Below are 19,465 nucleotides of genomic sequence, written 5' to 3'. Positions count from 1 at the left end.
TACAAATGGCTTATTAACGGGCTAAAATAACTGGTTTAGAATTTCTGAATCTACTCTAACCCTCGGGGTTAGACCTTCATAAGCAGGTGAACTTACGAATGTGGGTTGAACCTATTATGCTACATTCTCGCTGTGTTTTAATTGCTCAGTTCAAACTCTGATACATGAAGCCAAGTTTTTGGATCTAGGTTATCAGCATTAACAATACATAATCTATCTGCCTTAAAGTTAGTGGTGTTTAATGTAATCTCATCAGCAATCTTGCTTTTTTCTGATGATGAAATATCTCCATGATGATAAGTGGTGCTTATTGAGATATCTGTAAACGCAATATGAATTGACTTATATGTTGAAACAACTGCTTTAACTTTTTGAATTATATCTTCCTTATCACCCGTTACCACATCTAAGACAGTAATATGTGGTTCAAATGATGGGCTATCTAGTTTCTTACTATATTTATCGATTATTTCTTGATATTCAGCTTGAATATTCTTTGGAGGTAGTAACCAAAATCCAAACGTATTCATGATTTACTAATTATACACAATCGTAATTTACAGGGTCAAACCCTGTTAATAGTCCTTATTTACGCTCTAAATAAATTAGAAAGATAGGTTTTTATTGAGTATGGTGTGTATTTGTTTCCGAATGATTCTAATATCCGGTAGTTTTCCAGTGCCTTCATATCCACGTGGGATAGCCTGCGAACGTGGGTTTGAACCTAATTATTTCTAGTCTAGTTGCCAAAGGATAGGAGATGTGGTATTTTTAGGTTGCAATGGTGGATAAAAAACATAGAATTCTCGTTGTTGAGGACGATCAGTTTATCCGTGATCTGTATGTTGAGTTGTTAACAGATGAGGGATATAAGGTTGATTGGGGTCAGAATGGTATAGAGGGGTATAAAAAAATGAGCAAAGGGGGATATGACTTGGTGCTTTTGGATATCATCATGCCTGAGATGGATGGAATGCAGGTGATGATAAAGTTATCTGAAAATACTCCCAAACAACCCAATAAGCATATAATATTTATGACAAATCTAGGTGAAGACAAGACATTAAGTGAAGGGAAAAAACTAGGTGTTGAAAGTCATCTAATTAAGTCAGATCTTACCCCAGATCAGTTTTTAGAAAAGATAGCTTTAGTACTTAAATAACATGTCCGATCAAAACTCTAAACTTGCAGAATTATTACACGACTTTAAAAGTCCTTTGTCTAGTTCAAATATGGCTCTGCAATTTATCGTCGATGGTAGATCAGGACAAATTGATAAGCAAGTAAGGACAATATTACAAGAAGTAGTAAGTAGACAAAAAGGTCTCCTGGAAAAAATAGTTGAGTTTGAGAAAAACCATGACTAAAATTCTATTAGTAGAGGATGATCCATTATTGGTTAATATTTACACCACTTTTTTTCATAGTAAAGGTTTAGAATTAGCTGTAGCTACTGATGGCTCTACTGCATTGGATAAAGTTAAAGAATACAAGCCCGATATTATCTTGCTGGATTTGATGATGCCTAGGTTAGGAGGATTAGGAGTACTTGAGGCATTAAATAAAGCTGGAAATAAAGCTCCAGTGATAATATATAGCAACCTGGACTCTGAAGATAAACAAAAAGAGGCCATGGATAAGGGTGCCACTGATTTTATCTCTAAATCACATAGCGATCCACAAGATGTGCTAGATGCAGTTAATAAGCATTTGCCAAGCTCAACTTAATTTTTCTCGCAATTTTCATCCTGTTTTGATAAGATAGTTTTACTATGCGTCTGCCCGATAAGCTAATTAAGGAGATTGTTGAAGAGTCGAAATATGTCGACCAAGATAAGCTTGCTGCTGCGGCTTTATCTTCCTCTGAACTAGGCATGCCCCTTTCAGAGACCCTGGTATTTAAAGGATTACTTTCTGACGAGATACTTGGTAAGTTGGTGGCTGAGCATTTTAAGGTTCCTTACTACTCATTGCAAAAAAAAAGAGTCTCAGAAGAGATGCTCGCTTTGCTCCCAGAGACTACAGCTCGTAACTTCCGTGTAATCCCACTTGAGTTAATTAAAAATAGACTAAAGCTAGGAATGGAAGATCCTCGTAATCTTGAAGCTATTGAGTTTGTTAAGCGGAAAACCGGTTACTCTATCGAACCAACCTTGGTAACTTCGGACGAGCTAAATGTAGCGTTAGGCTCATATAAAAAGAATATTAATGAGGAATTTAGCGAAATAATTAAAAAAAATGCAGATAAGACTAGTCGCGCCAAATTAGAAGACGTAGAGAAAGCAGCTATTGATGTACCTGTCGTGAAAGTCCTAGATACTTTGTTAGAGTACGCAACGGCTGAGGGTGCTTCTGACATACACATAGAACATGGAGAGGATGAGTCTATTGTGCGTTTTCGTGTTGATGGGTTTTTAAAAGACGTTATAACTTTAAACACAGATCTTCATCCGCCTGTTGTAGCTCGGATTAAGATATTATCAGGATTAAAAATTGATGAACATCGTGTTCCTCAAGATGGCAGGTTTAAGTTTAAATCTGATGATGAAATTATTTCACTTAGAGTTTCTATTCTGCCAAGTTTTTATGGTGAGAACATTGTTATGCGTATTCTTAGGGAGTCAGCTAGACCTCTTTCCTTAGAAGAATTAGGATTAACAGGTTCCAGTCTTGTTCTTCTAAAACAAAATATTCAGCGTTCACACGGTTTAATATTGGTTACAGGGCCAACTGGATCAGGTAAAACCACAACACTTTACAGTGTCTTAAATATGCTAAATACTATTAAAGTTAAAATCTGCACGGTTGAGGATCCAGTTGAGTATGCAATTAAAAGAGTAAGTCAGGTACACGTTAATCCGAAGACGGGATTGACATTTGCTTCGGGATTACGCGCGCTACTGCGTCATGATCCGAACATAATTATGGTTGGAGAGATCCGCGATAGAGAAACTGTTGATATGGCAATTCATTCAGCATTAACGGGTCACTTGGTTTTGTCTTCTCTTCATACAAATTCAGCAGCTGGAGCAATTCCTCGATTAATAGACATGGGCGCAGAGCCTTTTTTAGTTGCATCTACGCTGAACTTAGTCATTGCTCAACGATTAGTGCGGGGTATTTGTCCTTCGTGTGTGGAAAAAACCAAAGTTTCAGTGGAGATGTTGAAGTTTATCGAAAAGCTGGCGGGTGAGGATATTTCTAAGCAGGAATTTTACAAGGGTAAGGGTTGCTTGGAGTGTGGTGGTACCGGATATAAAGGGCGAGTGGGAATATATGAAGCGTTAGAGCTTGATGCTGATTTGCGTATTTTGATACGGGTCAAAGTCTCTGCTAAGGAAATTGAGAATAAGGCAAAGACAAAAGGAATGACCTCGTTATTTATGAGTGGACTAGATCAGGTGGCTGCTGGAGTAACAACAATTGAAGAAGTTTTGCGAGTTATGCGTGAGTAAAAAAGATGCCTACTTATGACTATCGTGCCTTATCAGAAGATGGGACAATTAATACAGCAAGCGTAACTGCAAAGAGCGAAGAAGAAGTTGGATTAGCACTTTCTCAGAAAGGTTTAACCCCAATTTATATCAAGTTAAGAAAGCAAAATAAGAAGTTTGATTTTGTGCGTAGTGTTTCCTTACTGGATAAATCGAGTTTTACCAGATATATGAGCTTAATGTTGGCTTCTGGCTTATCTATGTCTCAAGGCATTGATTCATTAGCAGAAGATACAAAAAATCCGACCATGCGTAAAATCTTAAACGATCTTGCCTATGGCTTAAAATCAGGCAAGAAAGTATCTGAAATATTAGGACGTTATCCTAATGTTTTTGATGAAGCTTTTATAGCTATGATCAAGGCCGGAGAGGCAAGTGGAACGCTAGAGGAAGCATTTTCGTATTTATCAGATAAATTGCGCTCTGAATATGAACTGCAGCGCAATATTAAAGGAGCAATGGTGTATCCAATTGTGATATTTATTGCTTTGATTCTGATGGGATTTGTTTTAGTTGTGTTTGTGCTTCCACGTATTGGTGGAGTATTTAAGACTATGGATATAGATCTACCTTTGCCTACTTTAATTATGTTAAATGCAGGTGAGTTTACGCAAGAACATTTATTTATAATACTTCCCAGTACAATTGTTGGTTTGGTTTTGGCCTGGTTTCTTGTGCCCAGAAACAAGTTGAAAACAGTGGTAAATGGATTACTCGCCAATATGCCAATAACTGGATCGATTATTCGCCGCATTGACTATGCGCGATTAACAAGAACATTAGGTGTTCTATTAAAAAGTGGAGTATCAATTACCGAAGCGATCAGCATCGCAGTGAGCACAGTTTCTCAACCTAAGCTAAAAGCAATGGCTCCTATGTTTCGCAAAAGATTATTAAAAGGTGTGGAACTTTCTAGAATTCTCAAAGAGACAAAAATATTCCCTTCCTTTATTACGCAGATGTTAACAGTTGGTGAAAAGAGTGGAAATCTTGAAGATGTATTGGCGGAAGTTGGTGCTTATTATGCCGAGGAGGCAGAATCAGATTTAAAAAATATTTCCCAAGTCATAGAACCAATTTTAGTGTTGGTGGTTGGAATATTAGTTGGATTGTTAGTGATTTCAATTATTGCACCAATATATAAATTAATTGGCGACCTTCAGATATAGTGATAAATATGAGCAACAAGCACCCATTCCAGGAATGTGAAGCACATTCCTGGAATGGGTTTACTATTATTGAGGCCGTTGTGGGGATGGCAATTTTTTTGATTGTAACTGGCAGTTTATTTGGAATCACCCAGCTAGTTTTTGAAAGCATCGGACAGACTCGTGTTCGACATACGGCGAGGCTACTTGCAAATGAAAAGATAGAGGAAGCCAGAAACCTTAGTTACGAGGATCTAGGAACAGTTGGAGGTATCCCAGCTGGACCAATTGCGCCAATTGAGCAAGTTTCCTTAGGGGGAATTATATTTGAAGTGACAACAACAATTGCGTACGTAGACGATCCATTTGATGGGGAAGCGCCGGCTGATTTGGTAAATACGGATTATAAGCGAGTCCGCGTTAAACTTGAGTGGGCAGGGGCATTTGCATCGGGCCGTAGGCCAGTAGTTTTAGTAACTGATATTGTTCCAAAAGAGATCGAGACAAATGATGGAGGTGGAACGCTCTCTCTGTTAGTCTTTAATTCAGAAGGAAACCCCTTAAATGGTGCAGACGTGAATATTGTTAATTCAACAGTTAATCCTCAAGTGGACTTAACGATAACTTCTGATTCGTTTGGTCGCGTTATCTTACCTGGTGCACCTAGCGCAATTGAAAGTTATGAAATTATAGTAACTAAAGCTGGATACTCGTCTGATCGTACCTATGGCGCAGAGGAAGTTACTAATTCCTCTAAATCTCATATAACTGTGTTGGAAGGGCAAGTTTCTGAAGCTAGCTTCGCAATCGATAAAGTATCTACATTGACAGTTAAGACCTATGGATCTCGTTTAGCTGGTTTTCCTACATTAACAAATGTGGAGCTTAGAGTCAGAGGAGAAAAAATAATTGGAAATGATGAGACGGAATCTCCTATATATAAATTTGATGAGTTAGTTTCGACAAATGCAGGTGGTACTTATACTTTCTCTAATATGGAATTTGATAGTTATATGTTTGAAGTAGTTGATGTTTCTTATGATTTGGCAGGAAGTAATCCTGCGCTTCCCATCGGATTGAATGCTGACGAACAACTGAGTATAGATCTCAGCTTAGCGCCTGATAGCCCGGGCGACGGTAGTTTATTGGTATTAGTAGCAGATAGCGGAGATGTTCCACTTTCAAGTTCAACTGCTAGACTTATTAATGGTTTATTGTCTTATGATGAAACGATCGAATCAGGTGATGAGGGTGATCCAGATTTTGGTCATGCTTTCTTTAATTCTCTAAACGCAGCTGCCTATGAGTTAACTATTTCTTTAACAGGATATGAAGATGCAACCTCTTCAATCCAGATAAATGAAGATGTATTTACAACCATCATTCTTAATCAAAAGTAGAGCCCTTAATAAAGGATTTGGATTACTTGAAGTAATAATTGCTGGCTTTATAAGCACAGTTGTCTTAATTGCGCTTGCTGGAGTGCAACGATTTGTTGCTGAATCCTATAGCTTTTCGTTTGCTGAAATTCAAGCAGTAGAAGAAGCGCGTGGTGGAATAGATGTTATGGTTAAGGAAATTCGTGAAGCACAGCCAGCTGAAGATGGAGGCTATACAATAGAGTTGGCTGACGACCAGGAATTTATATTTTATGCGGATGTAGATAACGATGATCGTGTTGAGAGGGTGAGGTATTATCTTGATAACACAAGTTTGATGAAGGGAACGATTAACCCTACTGATGATATACCAGTTTTGTATCTAGTAGAAGATGAAGCAACCCGGGTTGTAGCAGAGTATATCCAGAGTGGGAGTGCGCCAATTTTTTACTATTACAATGGAGACTGGCCGCTTAAAGGTGCTGGAAACCCACTAGATACACAATTTAGATTAATAGATACTAAGTATATGCGGGTGTTTTTGATTGTAAATGTGAATCCAGGTAGAGCTCCGCAGAATGCTGAGCTTAGTTCGGGGGTACAGTTGAGAAACTTAAAAACAAATTTATGAAAGTTGGATCTGTTACAATTCTTGTATTATTAGTCGCTACTTTATCTGTGATTATTTTAGGTAGTTTAGTGGCAGTAACGGCAGTGCATGTAAAGGGTTGGGTGCGCCAGGAGAATAGACAGATGGCTACTAATATAGCAGAGGCTGGAGCAAACTATTATCGCTGGCATTTAGCGCATGCTCCAGAAGACTTTCAGGATGGTACTGGAGAACCTGGTCCATATATACATGATTATTTTGATCCACAGGGAGATCAAATCGGCCAGTTTGAGCTGGATGTGATACCACCAGGGGAAGGGTCAAGTGTCGTTACAATTGTCTCGACTGGTTGGACTTTGGAGGAGCCTAATGCTAAACGGACTATCGAAGCTGCCTATGGTCAGCCGTCATACGCAAGGTTTTCTTTTTTGCATAATGCTAATGTATGGTTCGGGCAAGGCCTTACGACTTACGGTGATGTTCACTCTAATGGTGGAATTCGTATGGATGGTATTAATGAGTCAGTTGTATCAAGTGCTAAGGAGACCTATACCTGTGGATTTGAGACAGGCTGTAGCCCATCTGATACAAAGAACGGTGTATGGGGAGATGGTCCTAATAATACACTGTGGGAATACCCCACAACTTCTATAGATTTTGATAGTGTGGTGGTAGATTTTGCCCATATGCGCCTATCTGCCCAAGAGAGTGGCATATACCTGGCTGCGTCCTCTTATTTTGGTTATCATTTACGCTTTAATGATACTGGAACGGTTAGTGTTTATGAGGTTAATCGTACAAGATCAAGACAGGGATGGGATCCAGAGGGAGGATGTCAGACATTAAATCAGGTTATTCGTACAGAGAACTTAATAGGAACATATAGCCTAAGTGATAATAAGATTATTTTTGTTGAAGACACAGTCTGGATTGATGGAGTTGTGGAAGGTAAAACCACAGTTGTGGCTGCATCTTTTCCGATAGATACTTCCTCTGAAGTGATCTGGATATTGGACAATTTAATATATAAGGAAAAAGATGGGTCAGATTCATTAGGATTAGTTGCCCAACAAGATATATATTACGCATTGGATATTCCAAGTACTTTCCAGATTGATGCAGCTTTAATGGCGCAGAAAGGCAGAATTATTCGTCACTTCTATAGCTATTGGTGGGTGTGTAGTTATTATTCAAACGCAATACGTGATAAGTTAGAGATTTATGGTTCGGTTATTTCCAATCAGAAGTCGTACTGGAATTATGGTAATCCAATTTGGTCAGGTTTTGTTGATAGGGATATTACATATGACAGTCATCTTCGTTATGGTCCACCTCCTTATTTTCCTACATCCTCAGAGTACGAGTTTATTAAATGGGACGAGGAGTAAGAAGTATAAAAGGCTGGACCTTTTATGGGATTGCAAATAAGCTCTCTAATATTAATCAGACTTTTTTCTACATAGAGTATGGGATATGGATATCCCTAGGTGTCAACTCAATCCACTCCAGGAGTGGGTTGTATATATAGTAGTTATTTCTGTGTCAAACGCTGGACGTTTGACACATTTAGAATTTATAGGGTTTCATTTTCTATGTGGCAATAGAGCCTTTATTTGAGCCTAGAGATGGATATGAATCTCTTATAGAGGGACTATAGTCTCTAATTGTGGCAACTCTAACTCTTATCATATCAACTATGATATTTTTTATTGGACGAAAGCGAATGACTATTTAATGCTCAGCTCCCAGTTCATTAATATCTTGTGATTTTGCGGGCTATTGGTATATGATGTAAATATGTCAGGATATACCTGTGATCGTTGTGTTGGTTTAGCAGTTGGAGATACTGTGCTTAGGTCTGTTGTTATCGACTTAAATAAAAGACAAATTTCTGCTTTGGTAGAGCAGCCAATAGATGGACATATCTTAAACGGAGGCAAAATTATTAACCCAGATTTATTTAAAAAAACACTCCGCGAGTTGATTGGTAAAAGTAAAAAGAAAGCTTCCTGTGTTTCTATTTCATTACCTGAGAAGTATGCTTTAACCAGAGAGCTTTCTTTTCCTAATATATCAGATGCAGAAATTGAAGAAGCGGTAAAGTGGCAAGCAAAAAATATTTTCCCGCTACCGCTTGATGAAATGTATCTGGATTGGAAAGTGCTCCCTGGTGAACAAGATGAAAAAGAGATATTTGTAGTTGCATTACCTAAGCGTCTCGTAGATGATCTTGTGAGCATTGTTACTAGTATAGGTTTGCGCCCAGTTAATATTCAAACATCTGCAACATGTCTAGGGAGACTATTGCCCTCTAAGGGGAACAAGCTACAAGCCTTGGTTAACTTGAGCGATGGGGGAATTACTTCAACTTTGGTTAAAGGGAGAGTAACTAAGCTAACCGCAACCGATGAATATGCAGAAGGTAAAGATGTATCCATATGCGCTTTAGATACGATTCAAAGACTATTGAATTTTTATAATGCGAAAAATCTTGATGAATTTAAGCTTGAGCATATATGGTTGACTGGAGTAAAAGCAGATGACGAAATTAAGGCGAGTCTTAAAAAAGAGCTTAATACTAAAGTAGATTACCTGGAAGGGCCAATAAAGCTGGCAGATAAGCATAAAATGCTAGCATTTTCAGAAGCTATTTCGATTGGATTGTCTCCTATTAAACCTCCAGCATCAGATCAGACAATCAATCTTATTCCTAAACTAGTAGAAAAGTATTATGAAAGTTCTGAGAATGTTGAGCGAATTAAGCACTGGGAAAGATCTGTGGTTGGTATATTATCTACGGGTCTATTGCTTGCAATTAGTAGTTATTTATTTTTATTTTTCCAAGCACGTTCTCTGGTTGCCAATACACCTCCGGAGCTTTTGGCTACAAATCAGCTTGGAGAGATCATCGTGCAAGAAGGTGCTGATTCTACCGAGGTTCAATTGCGTAAAATTAATATGGAAGTGGATAAATTATTAATTCTCTCTAAATTAAAAACTTCCCCACAACAGTTCTTAAAAGTTTTTCCTGAGCTGTCGGTTAATGGGATAACTATTAATTCCTGGCGCTATATTATTGATGAAAAATTGATTTTGATTGATGGAGTAGCTACATCGCGTGATCAGTTGTTAAAGTACCAACAGAAAATTGAAGAAAATGACATGTTTGGAGTTGCAATAATTCCATTAGAGAATTTGGAAAGAAAAAACAATTTTTTATTCAGTATTAAAGTGAAATTAAGTGAATAATAGTACAACAAATTTGACAGCGAATAATGTGCTGAGGGTGAAAGCAGTCCTTAAACGAGGTGTGTACATAAGTCTATTTTTGGTGTTGGGAACTGTGTTATCTATTGCGCTATTGCTGAGACAGGCGAAAGATGTGCAGAGTGCTAAAACTGTACATGATCAAACAAAAGCGCTATTGAATAAAAAAGAAATAGCCACGGGGTTGCTGGAAAAATACCAAGGAGAAGATCAAAAGATACTAGAGCTGTATCCTGATGAACGCTCTATTATTAAATTTGTTGATGTAGTTGAAAATTTAGGGAGCTTGTATGGAAGTAGCCCAGAATTTAACTTTGGGACTCAATCAACATTAAAAGATAGAAGTGGTTATCCTTATTTACCGTTTACCATTAGCTTTACAGGAGAAATAGATAGTCTATTAGGTTTTCTGGAAAGTTATGAAAATATGCCATATTTAACAGCTATAACCAGTATTGAGGCTAAAAGCTTAAGTGGCATTGAAGGGTCAGGAACGTATATAATTAGAGGGAATGTTTATGTTTCTGAAAATTTTTAACAAAGAAAAGTTTAATCTATACCACTTGCTAAGTGCTGGAAGTGTTGTTTTTGCGGTGTTGTTTTTGGTCGTTGTGGGTGTTGTGGTATATCGTGGTATATCTGAAGCATTTACTAAGAGCGAAAAGGCCTCAGCTAGTGTGTCAACGTTAGATATTAAAGACGAAGATTTGCTTGAGGCAGTTGGCTTAGCTGAACTGTGGAAACAACAGCAAAAACAACAATTAGTGATGCCTGCTGTATCGGAGGTGAAAAAGTCTGATCTTGCAATTGAGGTTCTAAATGGTACTACCGAGACTGGTTTAGCCTCAGCCATAGCAGATAGGCTAAGACTGTCTGGATTTACTAACAGTCACCAGGTTGCTAGTTCTCCGGAAGCAGATCTTAAGGTTACACAGCTCCGACGTAAATTGTCGGTTAGATTATATGAAGATCAGGTAATAGAGGTTTTCGGGTTAACTACAGAAGATGTAAATATAGTGGACTTGCCTGAAGAGATAGAATCTGATATGGTAGTTATTATCGGACAGGATTTGTCCAATCTATAGGAGAGGAGGTGAAGATAATAATATGAAGAGAAATAAAGGTTTTACACTTATCGAGTTGTTAGTAGTCATGGGTATCATTGCGATACTGGCGGCTATTGCACTTGTGGCTGTTAATCCAGGAAGACAGTTTGCGGCTGCCCGAGATACTCAGCGGAGAAATGACGTTTACCAGATGGTTAATGCTGTGTATCAGTATTCGGTCGAAAATAATGGCACATTCCCAACTGATATTACGGCAACACCAACAAATATTGGTGATGGAACAGGTTCAACTATTAATTTAAGTGACGATTTAGTCCCAGACTATATACCTGAGATTCCAAGTGACCCATCAACTGGCACGCCAACAGACACTCAGTATGTAATTTTCCTGAACGGTAACAGAGTTACTGCTTCAGCTACTGGCGAATTAGCCACGACGATTACTGTAACGAGATAATTCTCTGTTTCTGGTGGGGTTAAAGAGCAGAGAATTATTTGTTTAATAAGCTGACCCACCCTATATAGTATTATATAGGGTGGTTTTTGTGTGTGACAATTAAGACCTGTTGGTTATGATAAACTAAAAACATAGAACTATGAAAAAAACTGCAGTTCAAAATATTTATGGTGACTTCGTTGGAGTTATTCTCTCGACTAATCCTTTTGGTAAGTCAGTTATCGAATTTAATAATCTTCCAGATAGTTTAGCTGGTTTAAAAAAAGTAATTTTAGTTTCTTCACCTACGCTTTCGATTTGCGAACGATTACAAGATACCGATAACTCCATTGTAGATAAAAAGGTTTCTACCTTGATAGATGATCTAAGTTTGGATATTAGGAAGCTGGCAATATATATATCTTTAGTTGAAGTTGATAGCGATAAACATAAAGAGACGCTGGTGGTTATTGTTCAGAAAGATAAATTGGATAGCGTGTTAGCTAAATTTGATTCTCGCAGCTGTAAAATTTCTGGACTGTTACCCGAGCAGTTAGCTATATATAGAATTGTAGAAGCAGGGATCACCCCCGAAGAAACTCAATTAATTCTACATATAGGAGAAAAATTTACTCAGATTTACTTACTGGATAAATATGGTCCCGTAAAAACTTATCCCTTAGCTATAGCAAATGAAGAACTTATTCCTACAGTGCAGAAGTTTATTAAAGAACAGGAATATTGCAGACAAGGAGTGTATTTTGGTAAACGTAGTTTGAGTTTTGATCAAAAACTATTCGAAGAACAGACGAAAATTAGGCTTAACGATGGAGTTAAATCGCTGGAGCGTCTTTCTCACAGTCAGAAGCAGGATATTTCTAATATTCAAGATATGCATGAACGAGTTGCCATTCTTGCAGCGGTGCTAGTGTCAAAAGATAGTGAGTTATTAGACATAAATCATAAACCGCAAAAAAGTATTAAAATTCGTTTAGCTCGCGTGAGCCCGCCCTGGAAGGGAATTTTCTTAGGATTAGTAGTTGCTGGTCTAACAGTTGTGCTTATTATGAGAGGAGTATCTTTTTTGCAACAAAAACCAAATAATACTATACCTATAGACAGCTCTACTAGTACTTTGCCTACGTCTCGACCGGAGCCAACAGCAGTTATTATGAAAGCTCAAGATATTAAGGTACGTGTCTTAAATGGATCAGGCATCCCAGGGGAAGCTGGCAGGTATAAAAATATACTTGAAGAGGCAAAATTTGAGGTGATTGAAGTAGGCAATGCCTCTTTTTTTGATTACGATACGACCGAAATTCGTTATAAGGAAGGCAACAATACAGAGCTTGATTTAGTTTTAGAAAATCTGGAAGATGTATTAACTAGTGAGGATTTTCTGGATGCAGATGACAAAGCAGACATAGAGATTATAGTGGGGAGCAATTAAATGTGCCTACAAGTACCTCGTAAAGTGCTATCTGTAGATGGAGACTCTGTGGTTGTTGAAGGAGATAGGAAGTTGGTATTCAAGGGTAATATATCTATCAAGCCAGGAGATTTTGTACTTCCGTATGGGAATATGGTTGTGTCCATTATAGATTATAAGGTAGCTATTAAAATGCGAAAAGCACTTATTTAAGTATAGTGTATAATTCTAAAAATGAGTAAAGTCCAGAACGGTATTGCCTTGGCGCTTTTAACAGCTGTTATTTCAGGATTTGCTAACTTTGTTGCCAAAATAGGTGTAACTGTTTCAGATCCATTTATTCATACGTCTTTAAGAGTAGGTATCGTTGCTTTGGTGTTAACCGCTATAGTTGCAAAACGCTATGGATTGGGAGTCTTGGGGACCTACGGTAAAGGGGATAAAATAAAGTTACTATTTATTGGCTTGCTTGGCGGAAGTATTCCATTTATCCTTTTTTTTGTTGGTCTTACCCAAACATCGGCTCTTTCTGCGTCCTTAATTCATAAATCTCTCTATATTTGGGTAGCTTTTCTGGCTATTTTCTTTCTTAAAGAGAAGCTATCTTTCAAGCAGATGCTAGGTTATACAGTTGTCTTGTGGGGTAATCTTCTTCTATTTAAAGGCGGAGATTTTAAACTGGGTACAGGGGAGCTGATGATCTTAGGAGCAACTTTATTCTGGGCAGTTGAGAATGTAATAGCAAAATTAGTACTAAAACGTGTTCCAGCTCTCGTTGTAGCGTGGGTAAGGATGAGTATTGGTGCAGTTGTAATTTCTCTGACCACTCTTGTTTTGGGTAAAGGAAGTATGTTTATTGGGTTATCTCAACCCCAAATACTTACTGTGATAGTTGGAGCTACAACGCTGTTTCTTTATGTACTAACTTGGTATGCTGCGCTGTCTTTGGCACCCGCCACCTTGGTGAGTGCGCTTCTGGTTCCAGCTACATTAATTACAAGTATTTTGTCCGGAATATTTATTACACAAACAATAGCTTCCGATCAGCTTTTGTCTGGTGGATTTGTGGTCTTGGGGGTACTATTTATAATAGTTTTTTCAAGATATATTTCTTTGCCGAAGCTAAGGCTAAGCCATCTATTTCATAAAAGGCTGAGCCTTTAAACGTGTCGATGCTTGGACTTTCAACCTGTATTTGTTACAGTACTCCTCCTAATTCCTTGTCTTTTTGTGGTCCGGATTGGGAAAATATAAAGCACTATCAGAGAGCTAAAATAGTAGATGCCTCAGTTAAAAACCACCTAACACAATATCAGACACTTTTTAGTTATTTATCATATATAGCTGGTGAAAATAATATTTTTGATCAGTTTGATTTAGAGGTGGTAAAAGCATACTGGATAGGTAATAAGCTCTTACACAATCTAGATATCAACCGATTTTATTATCACCTTCGAGATACTCTTAATCTTAAAAAGAGGTTAAAGCGCTCTGAGCTCGAGCAGTTATTTGGTAAGCTTCCTCAAGGAGCTTTGCCTAACCACTCTTTCCATGTTTTAAATGTTCCCTGGCGGACGGGTCACTTACCAATAGAGCACACGTTGGATACACTGGATCAGTGTAGAATAAGCTGGGGTAAAGTAACAAAAGTAAAAAGATCTGAGCTTGAAGTTGTTTCCCCGAGACTGGAGTACGACTCTGTTTCACTAAAGCTTTCCGAACCAAAAAAACATATTGTTTCGTATAGTACGGATGAAATTAAGAAAGGTGATTTAGTGTCATTTCATTGGGGAGTACTGTGTGAAAAATTAACAGATATTGATGTTGGAAATTTAGTTTATTATACTAACATAGCTATAAAATTAGCTAATGAAGATATACGTACTAGGGAACACTTTAGTTAAGGAAGACGGGGCGGCTGTGGCCCTGATCCCAGAGCTTGAAAAGAGATTACCATCCTATGAGTTTATTCTGGTAGATCCCACCGAAAACTTTACTCCGGATTCAGAGTTACCCTTGGTTATTATAGATACAGTTTTAGGGATAGATAAGGTTAAGGTATATGATAACTTAGACGCGTTTGTTCAGAATAAGGCTGTGTCTGTGCATGACTATGATCTTTTCTTGCATCTACAGCTACTAAAAAAGCTTGGTAAGTTGCCAAAAAAGCTGATGATAATAGGTATCCCTAAATTAGGTTTGACTAAGGAGTTAATTGATCAAGTAGTAGATTTAGTGCTTAAATATGCTCTTTTCTAAACCCCGGGGGTTTAGAATCTGCCCGGGGGGAAATATCCCACGCTGTAGGCCTATTGGCATGTGCATGTTGGAAAAGTAACTTATAGCCATTTTAGTCTCAAAAAGTGGGAGGCGCAAGAGATGCAAGGATCGTAGGCACGTATCAGTTTTTCCGCTTCAAGAGCAATTTTATCTTTAGATAAATCCAGTTTCGTTTCAAGGTAGGTTTTTAAACTTTGTTCGATGAGTATCTGATTCAATCCCGTGGGAACTACAATTTTTGCGCTCTGGACTTTTCCATCTTCAGTTATCTCATATTGATGGAATAATAATCCTCGAGGAGCTTCTATTACACCAGTGCCTATTCCAGCCTTATTGTTTATTACAACTGGTTTTTCTTGAGTAATCTGAATATTGTTTAATAAATCAAGAGCGGTGTCTATGGAGTGTAATATTTCAATAGCTTGAGCAAGATTGTTGTGAAAAATGTTGTTGGAAGGAAATAATCCAAGCTCAGTTGAAGCGTCTTTTTTTGTCTTTGGGTGGAGGCTATCCTTGTTTAGATTAAGCCTGGCTAGTGCTCCAACCATTACTTTCTTTTCTCCAATTAAATAAGCTGAGGCTTGGCTGTAGGGAATAGTTACATGGGTCAGATGACTAAAAAGCTCATTGGGTGCAATTTTACCACCTTGACTAGTTATTATGTCTCCAGAGAGATAATTAAATTTAGGATCATTTAGTGCAACAAATACTACATCTTCTTCAACATTAGTTTTGTCTGCTGCGAATATTTTAATTAGTTTAAGTATTCTAGGGCGAATTTTTTCAAGATGGGCAACTATCTTATGAGTTTGATCCATGGGAAGTTTTATAAACCCTCCAAGTGTTGCATAGGGTGCATGCACGCTTCGTCCACCTGCCCAGATAGACAGTAGATTACCAGCCTCTTTAATATCGAATGTGTCGTGCAGTAGTTCGTGTTCCTCTTTGTTGTTCTCATCAAAATCTAAGATAGAATCCTTGCCTAGTAAATTTGGTAAGACAAAAACATAGAGATGCAGGGCGTGGTCACGAATAATAAGACCGTGATTTAGAAGCTCTCTTAGTTTATTGGTTTGTTTGGAAGGAGCTGTCTTTGTAGCATTTTCAATCGTCTTGATTGAACAGAGAAGATGCGCATTAGAACAGGTACCACAAATTCTTGCAACTTGCTGTGGGACAGCTTGCGCTAATTTGCCTTCAACTGCTTTAGTGTAGAAGCGTTTGTAGTCAGCTATCTTAAATTTAAGACTTTCAATCTTGCCACTTCTCACTTTAATATCCAACCCAGCTTGTCCTTCAATTTTGCTAATTTCTTCTATAGATAGATCGAAATTTCCTTGGTGCATAATGCTTAAAGGCTAGACCTTTCACTTCGTGCAAGGTCTAGCCTTATTTTACTAATAAGTTGGTCTATTGTCTGTAAGAATATTTTCTCATTCATAGGACACCCAGGAACCTTAAAATCCACTTTAATAACATCTTCTATTTTTAGTACTTTGTCATTATAGTTAAATCTGTCAAGTAAAAATTGGATTTCGGCATTTTGAGCATCTGTAAATTGATTGCGTTGGCTTGAGGGCATTCCCATAACGCCGCAGGCTCCAATAGCTACAATGTACTTACTCTTGCTTCTTATTTCTTTAACTCGAACAGCTTGTTTGTCTGACGAGACGGCTCCCTCAATGAAAGAAACATCGAAAGGACCATCTTCGTTTTGTTGCTTTAGAACCCGAACATGTTTAAAGTTTAGAACTTTATTCCAGGTCTCATAGTGTTTATTTAGTAGTTCGGTAAAAATAATCGTGGAGTCTTCACAACATGTAAAAGAAAACCATCCTATGTCTAGTTTATTCATCTTAGATAATAGTATAGAGATATCTCTAATCCTATCGCAAGGAAACATAAAATAGCTGTTTTTCTAAGGTCTGATGTTACATGTTTAGGGGATACTGGTATAATTTGCTTAGTAACAGTTTTTTTAACAGAATGCGAAGAGATAGAGAGCGATGAAGTTGCTGAAACTGTGCCCTTTTTTAGTTCACGATGAAGTTCAGCAATAATTTTTTCTTTTCTTGTTTTTCTGCTCATGTTATCTATTTATCATATTGACTTGAGCTTGTAAAGAAGATAGAATATGAGCACATATGGTGTTCACACTCTTGCCTGGCGTATTAACTGCAATTTTGGGATTAATATTTGCCTGGTTGTTATTGCTCACATATGCAGTTTTTAAAAGTGTTTCGCATTATAATAATTTAACCAAAGGGTTAAGTAAGAATAAATTAGCAGAGATACTGGAGCATATATTGGCTGAGATCAAAAAAACCAAAGCTAATTTAAGTGATCTGGATAAAGATCATCACCAGTTAACAAAGAGGGCTAGATCTTTTGTGCAAAATGTGCGATTATTAAGGTATAACCCATTTAAAGAAGTGGGTGGTGACCAGAGCTTTATTATATCGTTCTTGGATGATGAAAGAAGTGGGGTTGTAGTATCTTCCTTGCATTCACGTCAAAATACAAGATGGTTCGCTAAAAGCGTTAAGAAAGGTAAAGGAGTAGACCATGAATTAAGTAAGGAAGAAGAGGAATTGGTTAATGGATAAGAAAAAATTATTAGTCATAGGCATAATTATATATCTGGCATCTACAGCTGTTGCTTTTGGAGTTTCGCGTATCTTTGCTCCTAAGATTGATGGAGATTTAGTATCTCCACAATCATTAATTACAGATTCAGAGGGAAATGTTCAGATTGATCCAGGCGAGCCAAAGACGGAAAGTTGTCCTTTGAACGGTATGTTATTTACTAAAACAGAACGTTCAATATGGGAAGGACGGCGTCCTTTGGCTGTGATGATCGAGAATCACACAGATGCTCGTCCACAGTCTGGATTAGGTTCCGCTGATATTGTGTACGAGGCAGTAGTAGAAGGTGGAATCACGCGCTTCATGGGAGTTTATTATTGCGGAGTAGCGGCAAACAATATTAATTTTTCACCTGTGCGTTCGGCTAGAACTTACTTTCTTGACTGGGTATCTGAATACGATGCATTATATGCGCATGTAGGTGGAGCGGGTAAATGTAATGATCCTACTGTAGATGAAAAAGCTAAGGCGCTTTGTCAGATTGATAGATATGGAATTAAAGATATGGATCAGTTCGGAATCTCATATCCAACATGTTTCCGTAATCCAGATAGACTTAGCAAGACCGTTGCGACCGAGCACACAATGGTTTGTTCAAGTAATGGGCTGTATTTTGTTGCAGAATCGAGAGATTGGACCAATGTTGACGAAGACGACGTGTCTTGGGATGAGGATTTTAGATCCTGGGAATTTTCTGATGGTGATAAGGCGCAAGACACACCCGATGCTACCAAAATTAGTTTTGGCTTCTGGGATGGATATAAAGACTTTAATGTTATCTGGGATTATGACAAAGCCGACAATAGTTACAAAAGAACCATGGGAGGGGAAGCTCACACAGATTTTGAGACAAAAAAACAGATCACGGCAAAAAATGTTGTTGTTCAGTTAACCAAAGAAACTGGTCCAGTAGACGAACATAAGCATCTTCTATATGAAACAATTGGCACAGGAGACGCATTTATCTTTAAGAATGGGGAGGCAATTGAAGGAACTTGGAGTAAAAATAAAAGAACTGCAAGAACATTGTTCTATGATGAAAATGGCAAAGAAATACAGTTTGTTCCAGGGCAGATCTGGATCGAAGTAGTACCCAAGGGTAAAAAAGTAGATTTCTAAATATGCCGCTAACAGACCTAATAATCTCTAAAGTTAGAGTAAAACTACTAACTATATTTTTTCTTGCCCCTGATGACATATTTTATGTTCGTCAGCTGGTGCGTAAAACTGATGAAGAAATAAATGCAGTTAGGCGCGAGCTTGCATATTTAGAGAAGAAAGGAATCCTTGGTAAGGAACCTAGAGGAAATAGGTTATATTATGCACTACGTAAAAATTACCATCTCTATTATGATCTTTTGGGGTTAATAAATAAAACAGCTGGGCTAGGTGGAGATATTCTAAAGAATCGCAAGAAACTTGGTTCGGTTAAGTTTGTAGTTCTATCTGGTAAGTACATTCGTAAGCTTACGCGTAAAAAGGCAGGTCTTGATCTTTTGGCAATAGGGAAGATTGATGCGGATTTACTGGCTGCAATAGTAGGTGTACATGAGAAGAGGGATAAAAAAGAAATAAATTTTAGCATTATGGATGAAAAAGAGTTTGCGTTTAGAAAAGAACGTAGGGATCCTTTTTTAAGTACTGTTTTTAGTGAAAGCAGAATGGTTATTATTGGTGATGAGGAGGAGCTGGTAGGTTGAGGGAGCCGA

Annotated in this window: 24 protein-coding genes; 20 read left to right on the top strand and 4 right to left on the bottom strand. The window is 37.8% G+C overall.

Going from position 1 to position 19,465, the window contains the following annotated elements; all coding sequences use genetic code 11:
• Positions 1–137 precede the first annotated feature (137 nt).
• Positions 138–530 (bottom strand): hypothetical protein, encoded by a 393-nt coding sequence (locus tag CO050_04885; GenBank protein ID PJC30873.1) that lies wholly within the window; start codon positions 528–530, stop codon positions 138–140.
• A 251-nt stretch (positions 531–781) separates the two neighbouring features.
• Here CO050_04885 and CO050_04880 point away from each other — a divergent pair, with 251 nt between their 5' ends.
• The 17 genes from CO050_04880 to CO050_04800 all read left to right on the top strand — a co-directional run bounded on the left by CO050_04880 (position 782) and on the right by CO050_04800 (position 15,089).
• The gene (locus CO050_04880) at positions 782–1,162 is read left to right on the top strand and encodes a hypothetical protein (GenBank protein ID PJC30872.1); all 381 of its coding nucleotides are present in this window, start codon (positions 782–784) and stop codon (positions 1,160–1,162) included.
• A gap of 1 nt (position 1,163) precedes the next feature.
• Positions 1,164–1,367, top strand: coding sequence for a hypothetical protein (locus CO050_04875; protein PJC30871.1), 204 nt, complete (start codon positions 1,164–1,166; stop codon positions 1,365–1,367).
• Positions 1,360–1,728, top strand: coding sequence for a response regulator (locus tag CO050_04870; GenBank protein ID PJC30870.1), 369 nt, complete (start codon positions 1,360–1,362; stop codon positions 1,726–1,728). Before CO050_04875 ends, CO050_04870 begins: the two co-directional genes overlap by 8 nt.
• Positions 1,729–1,772: 44 nt before the next feature.
• Entirely contained in the window at positions 1,773–3,455 is a 1,683-nt protein-coding gene (locus tag CO050_04865) for a hypothetical protein (GenBank protein ID PJC30869.1), read from the top strand.
• A 5-nt stretch (positions 3,456–3,460) separates the two neighbouring features.
• Entirely contained in the window at positions 3,461–4,663 is a 1,203-nt protein-coding gene (locus tag CO050_04860) for a hypothetical protein (GenBank protein PJC30868.1), read from the top strand.
• An 8-nt stretch (positions 4,664–4,671) separates the two neighbouring features.
• Complete coding sequence (locus CO050_04855; GenBank protein PJC30867.1) at positions 4,672–6,042, top strand: hypothetical protein; 1,371 nt, start codon at positions 4,672–4,674, stop codon at positions 6,040–6,042.
• The gene (locus CO050_04850) at positions 6,002–6,652 is read left to right on the top strand and encodes a hypothetical protein (GenBank protein PJC30866.1); all 651 of its coding nucleotides are present in this window, start codon (positions 6,002–6,004) and stop codon (positions 6,650–6,652) included. The genes CO050_04855 and CO050_04850 overlap by 41 nt, the downstream gene beginning before the upstream one ends.
• Positions 6,649–8,019 carry a hypothetical protein gene (locus tag CO050_04845; protein PJC30865.1) on the top strand — a complete coding sequence of 457 codons (1,371 nt, stop codon included), beginning with the start codon at positions 6,649–6,651 and terminating at the stop codon, positions 8,017–8,019. Before CO050_04850 ends, CO050_04845 begins: the two co-directional genes overlap by 4 nt.
• 409 nt (positions 8,020–8,428) lie before the next feature.
• Positions 8,429–9,880, top strand: a complete 1,452-nt coding sequence (locus CO050_04840; protein PJC30864.1) for a hypothetical protein — start codon at positions 8,429–8,431, stop codon at positions 9,878–9,880.
• On the top strand, positions 9,873–10,436 hold the full coding sequence (locus tag CO050_04835; protein ID PJC30863.1) for a hypothetical protein: 564 nt from the start codon (positions 9,873–9,875) through the stop codon (positions 10,434–10,436). Before CO050_04840 ends, CO050_04835 begins: the two co-directional genes overlap by 8 nt.
• The gene (locus tag CO050_04830; GenBank protein ID PJC30862.1) at positions 10,411–10,983 is read left to right on the top strand and encodes a hypothetical protein; all 573 of its coding nucleotides are present in this window, start codon (positions 10,411–10,413) and stop codon (positions 10,981–10,983) included. The genes CO050_04835 and CO050_04830 overlap by 26 nt, the downstream gene beginning before the upstream one ends.
• 22 nt (positions 10,984–11,005) lie before the next feature.
• Positions 11,006–11,422 (top strand): hypothetical protein, encoded by a 417-nt coding sequence (locus tag CO050_04825; GenBank protein PJC30861.1) that lies wholly within the window; start codon positions 11,006–11,008, stop codon positions 11,420–11,422.
• A 139-nt stretch (positions 11,423–11,561) separates the two neighbouring features.
• A complete protein-coding gene (locus tag CO050_04820; GenBank protein PJC30860.1) occupies positions 11,562–12,851 on the top strand; it encodes a hypothetical protein in 1,290 nt (429 codons plus the stop codon).
• Complete coding sequence (locus CO050_04815; GenBank protein PJC30859.1) at positions 12,852–13,043, top strand: hypothetical protein; 192 nt, start codon at positions 12,852–12,854, stop codon at positions 13,041–13,043.
• Between the two features lie 21 nt (positions 13,044–13,064).
• Positions 13,065–13,994: a hypothetical protein gene (locus tag CO050_04810; GenBank protein PJC30858.1), complete on the top strand. Its 930-nt coding sequence runs from the start codon at positions 13,065–13,067 to the stop codon at positions 13,992–13,994.
• Positions 13,995–14,002: 8 nt separating this feature from the next.
• A complete protein-coding gene (locus CO050_04805) occupies positions 14,003–14,734 on the top strand; it encodes a hypothetical protein (GenBank protein PJC30857.1) in 732 nt (243 codons plus the stop codon).
• On the top strand, positions 14,700–15,089 hold the full coding sequence (locus CO050_04800) for a hypothetical protein (protein ID PJC30856.1): 390 nt from the start codon (positions 14,700–14,702) through the stop codon (positions 15,087–15,089). Before CO050_04805 ends, CO050_04800 begins: the two co-directional genes overlap by 35 nt.
• 80 nt (positions 15,090–15,169) lie before the next feature.
• Here CO050_04800 and CO050_04795 read toward each other — a convergent pair whose 3' ends face one another.
• The 3 genes from CO050_04795 to CO050_04785 are packed head-to-tail and all read right to left on the bottom strand — an operon-like array spanning position 15,170 to position 17,198.
• Positions 15,170–16,456 (bottom strand): hypothetical protein, encoded by a 1,287-nt coding sequence (locus CO050_04795; GenBank protein PJC30855.1) that lies wholly within the window; start codon positions 16,454–16,456, stop codon positions 15,170–15,172.
• Between the two features lie 5 nt (positions 16,457–16,461).
• Positions 16,462–17,013, bottom strand: a complete 552-nt coding sequence (locus tag CO050_04790; GenBank protein ID PJC30854.1) for a hypothetical protein — start codon at positions 17,011–17,013, stop codon at positions 16,462–16,464.
• On the bottom strand, positions 16,962–17,198 hold the full coding sequence (locus CO050_04785; protein ID PJC30853.1) for a hypothetical protein: 237 nt from the start codon (positions 17,196–17,198) through the stop codon (positions 16,962–16,964). Before CO050_04785 ends, CO050_04790 begins: the two co-directional genes overlap by 52 nt.
• Positions 17,199–17,254: 56 nt before the next feature.
• On the opposite strand from CO050_04785, the gene CO050_04780 reads away from it, so the two are divergent.
• The 3 genes from CO050_04780 to CO050_04770 are packed head-to-tail and all read left to right on the top strand — an operon-like array spanning position 17,255 to position 19,456.
• Positions 17,255–17,716 (top strand): hypothetical protein, encoded by a 462-nt coding sequence (locus CO050_04780; GenBank protein PJC30852.1) that lies wholly within the window; start codon positions 17,255–17,257, stop codon positions 17,714–17,716.
• Positions 17,709–18,875: a hypothetical protein gene (locus CO050_04775; GenBank protein PJC30851.1), complete on the top strand. Its 1,167-nt coding sequence runs from the start codon at positions 17,709–17,711 to the stop codon at positions 18,873–18,875. The genes CO050_04780 and CO050_04775 overlap by 8 nt, the downstream gene beginning before the upstream one ends.
• A gap of 2 nt (positions 18,876–18,877) precedes the next feature.
• The gene (locus tag CO050_04770; protein PJC30850.1) at positions 18,878–19,456 is read left to right on the top strand and encodes a hypothetical protein; all 579 of its coding nucleotides are present in this window, start codon (positions 18,878–18,880) and stop codon (positions 19,454–19,456) included.
• Positions 19,457–19,465 lie beyond the last annotated feature (9 nt).

Source organism: Candidatus Roizmanbacteria bacterium CG_4_9_14_0_2_um_filter_38_17 (assembly GCA_002788855.1).
In the GTDB taxonomy this organism is placed as follows: domain Bacteria; phylum Patescibacteriota; class Microgenomatia.
Note: the sequence above shows the minus strand (reverse complement) of the source record. Positions and strands in the feature narration are given on the sequence as shown.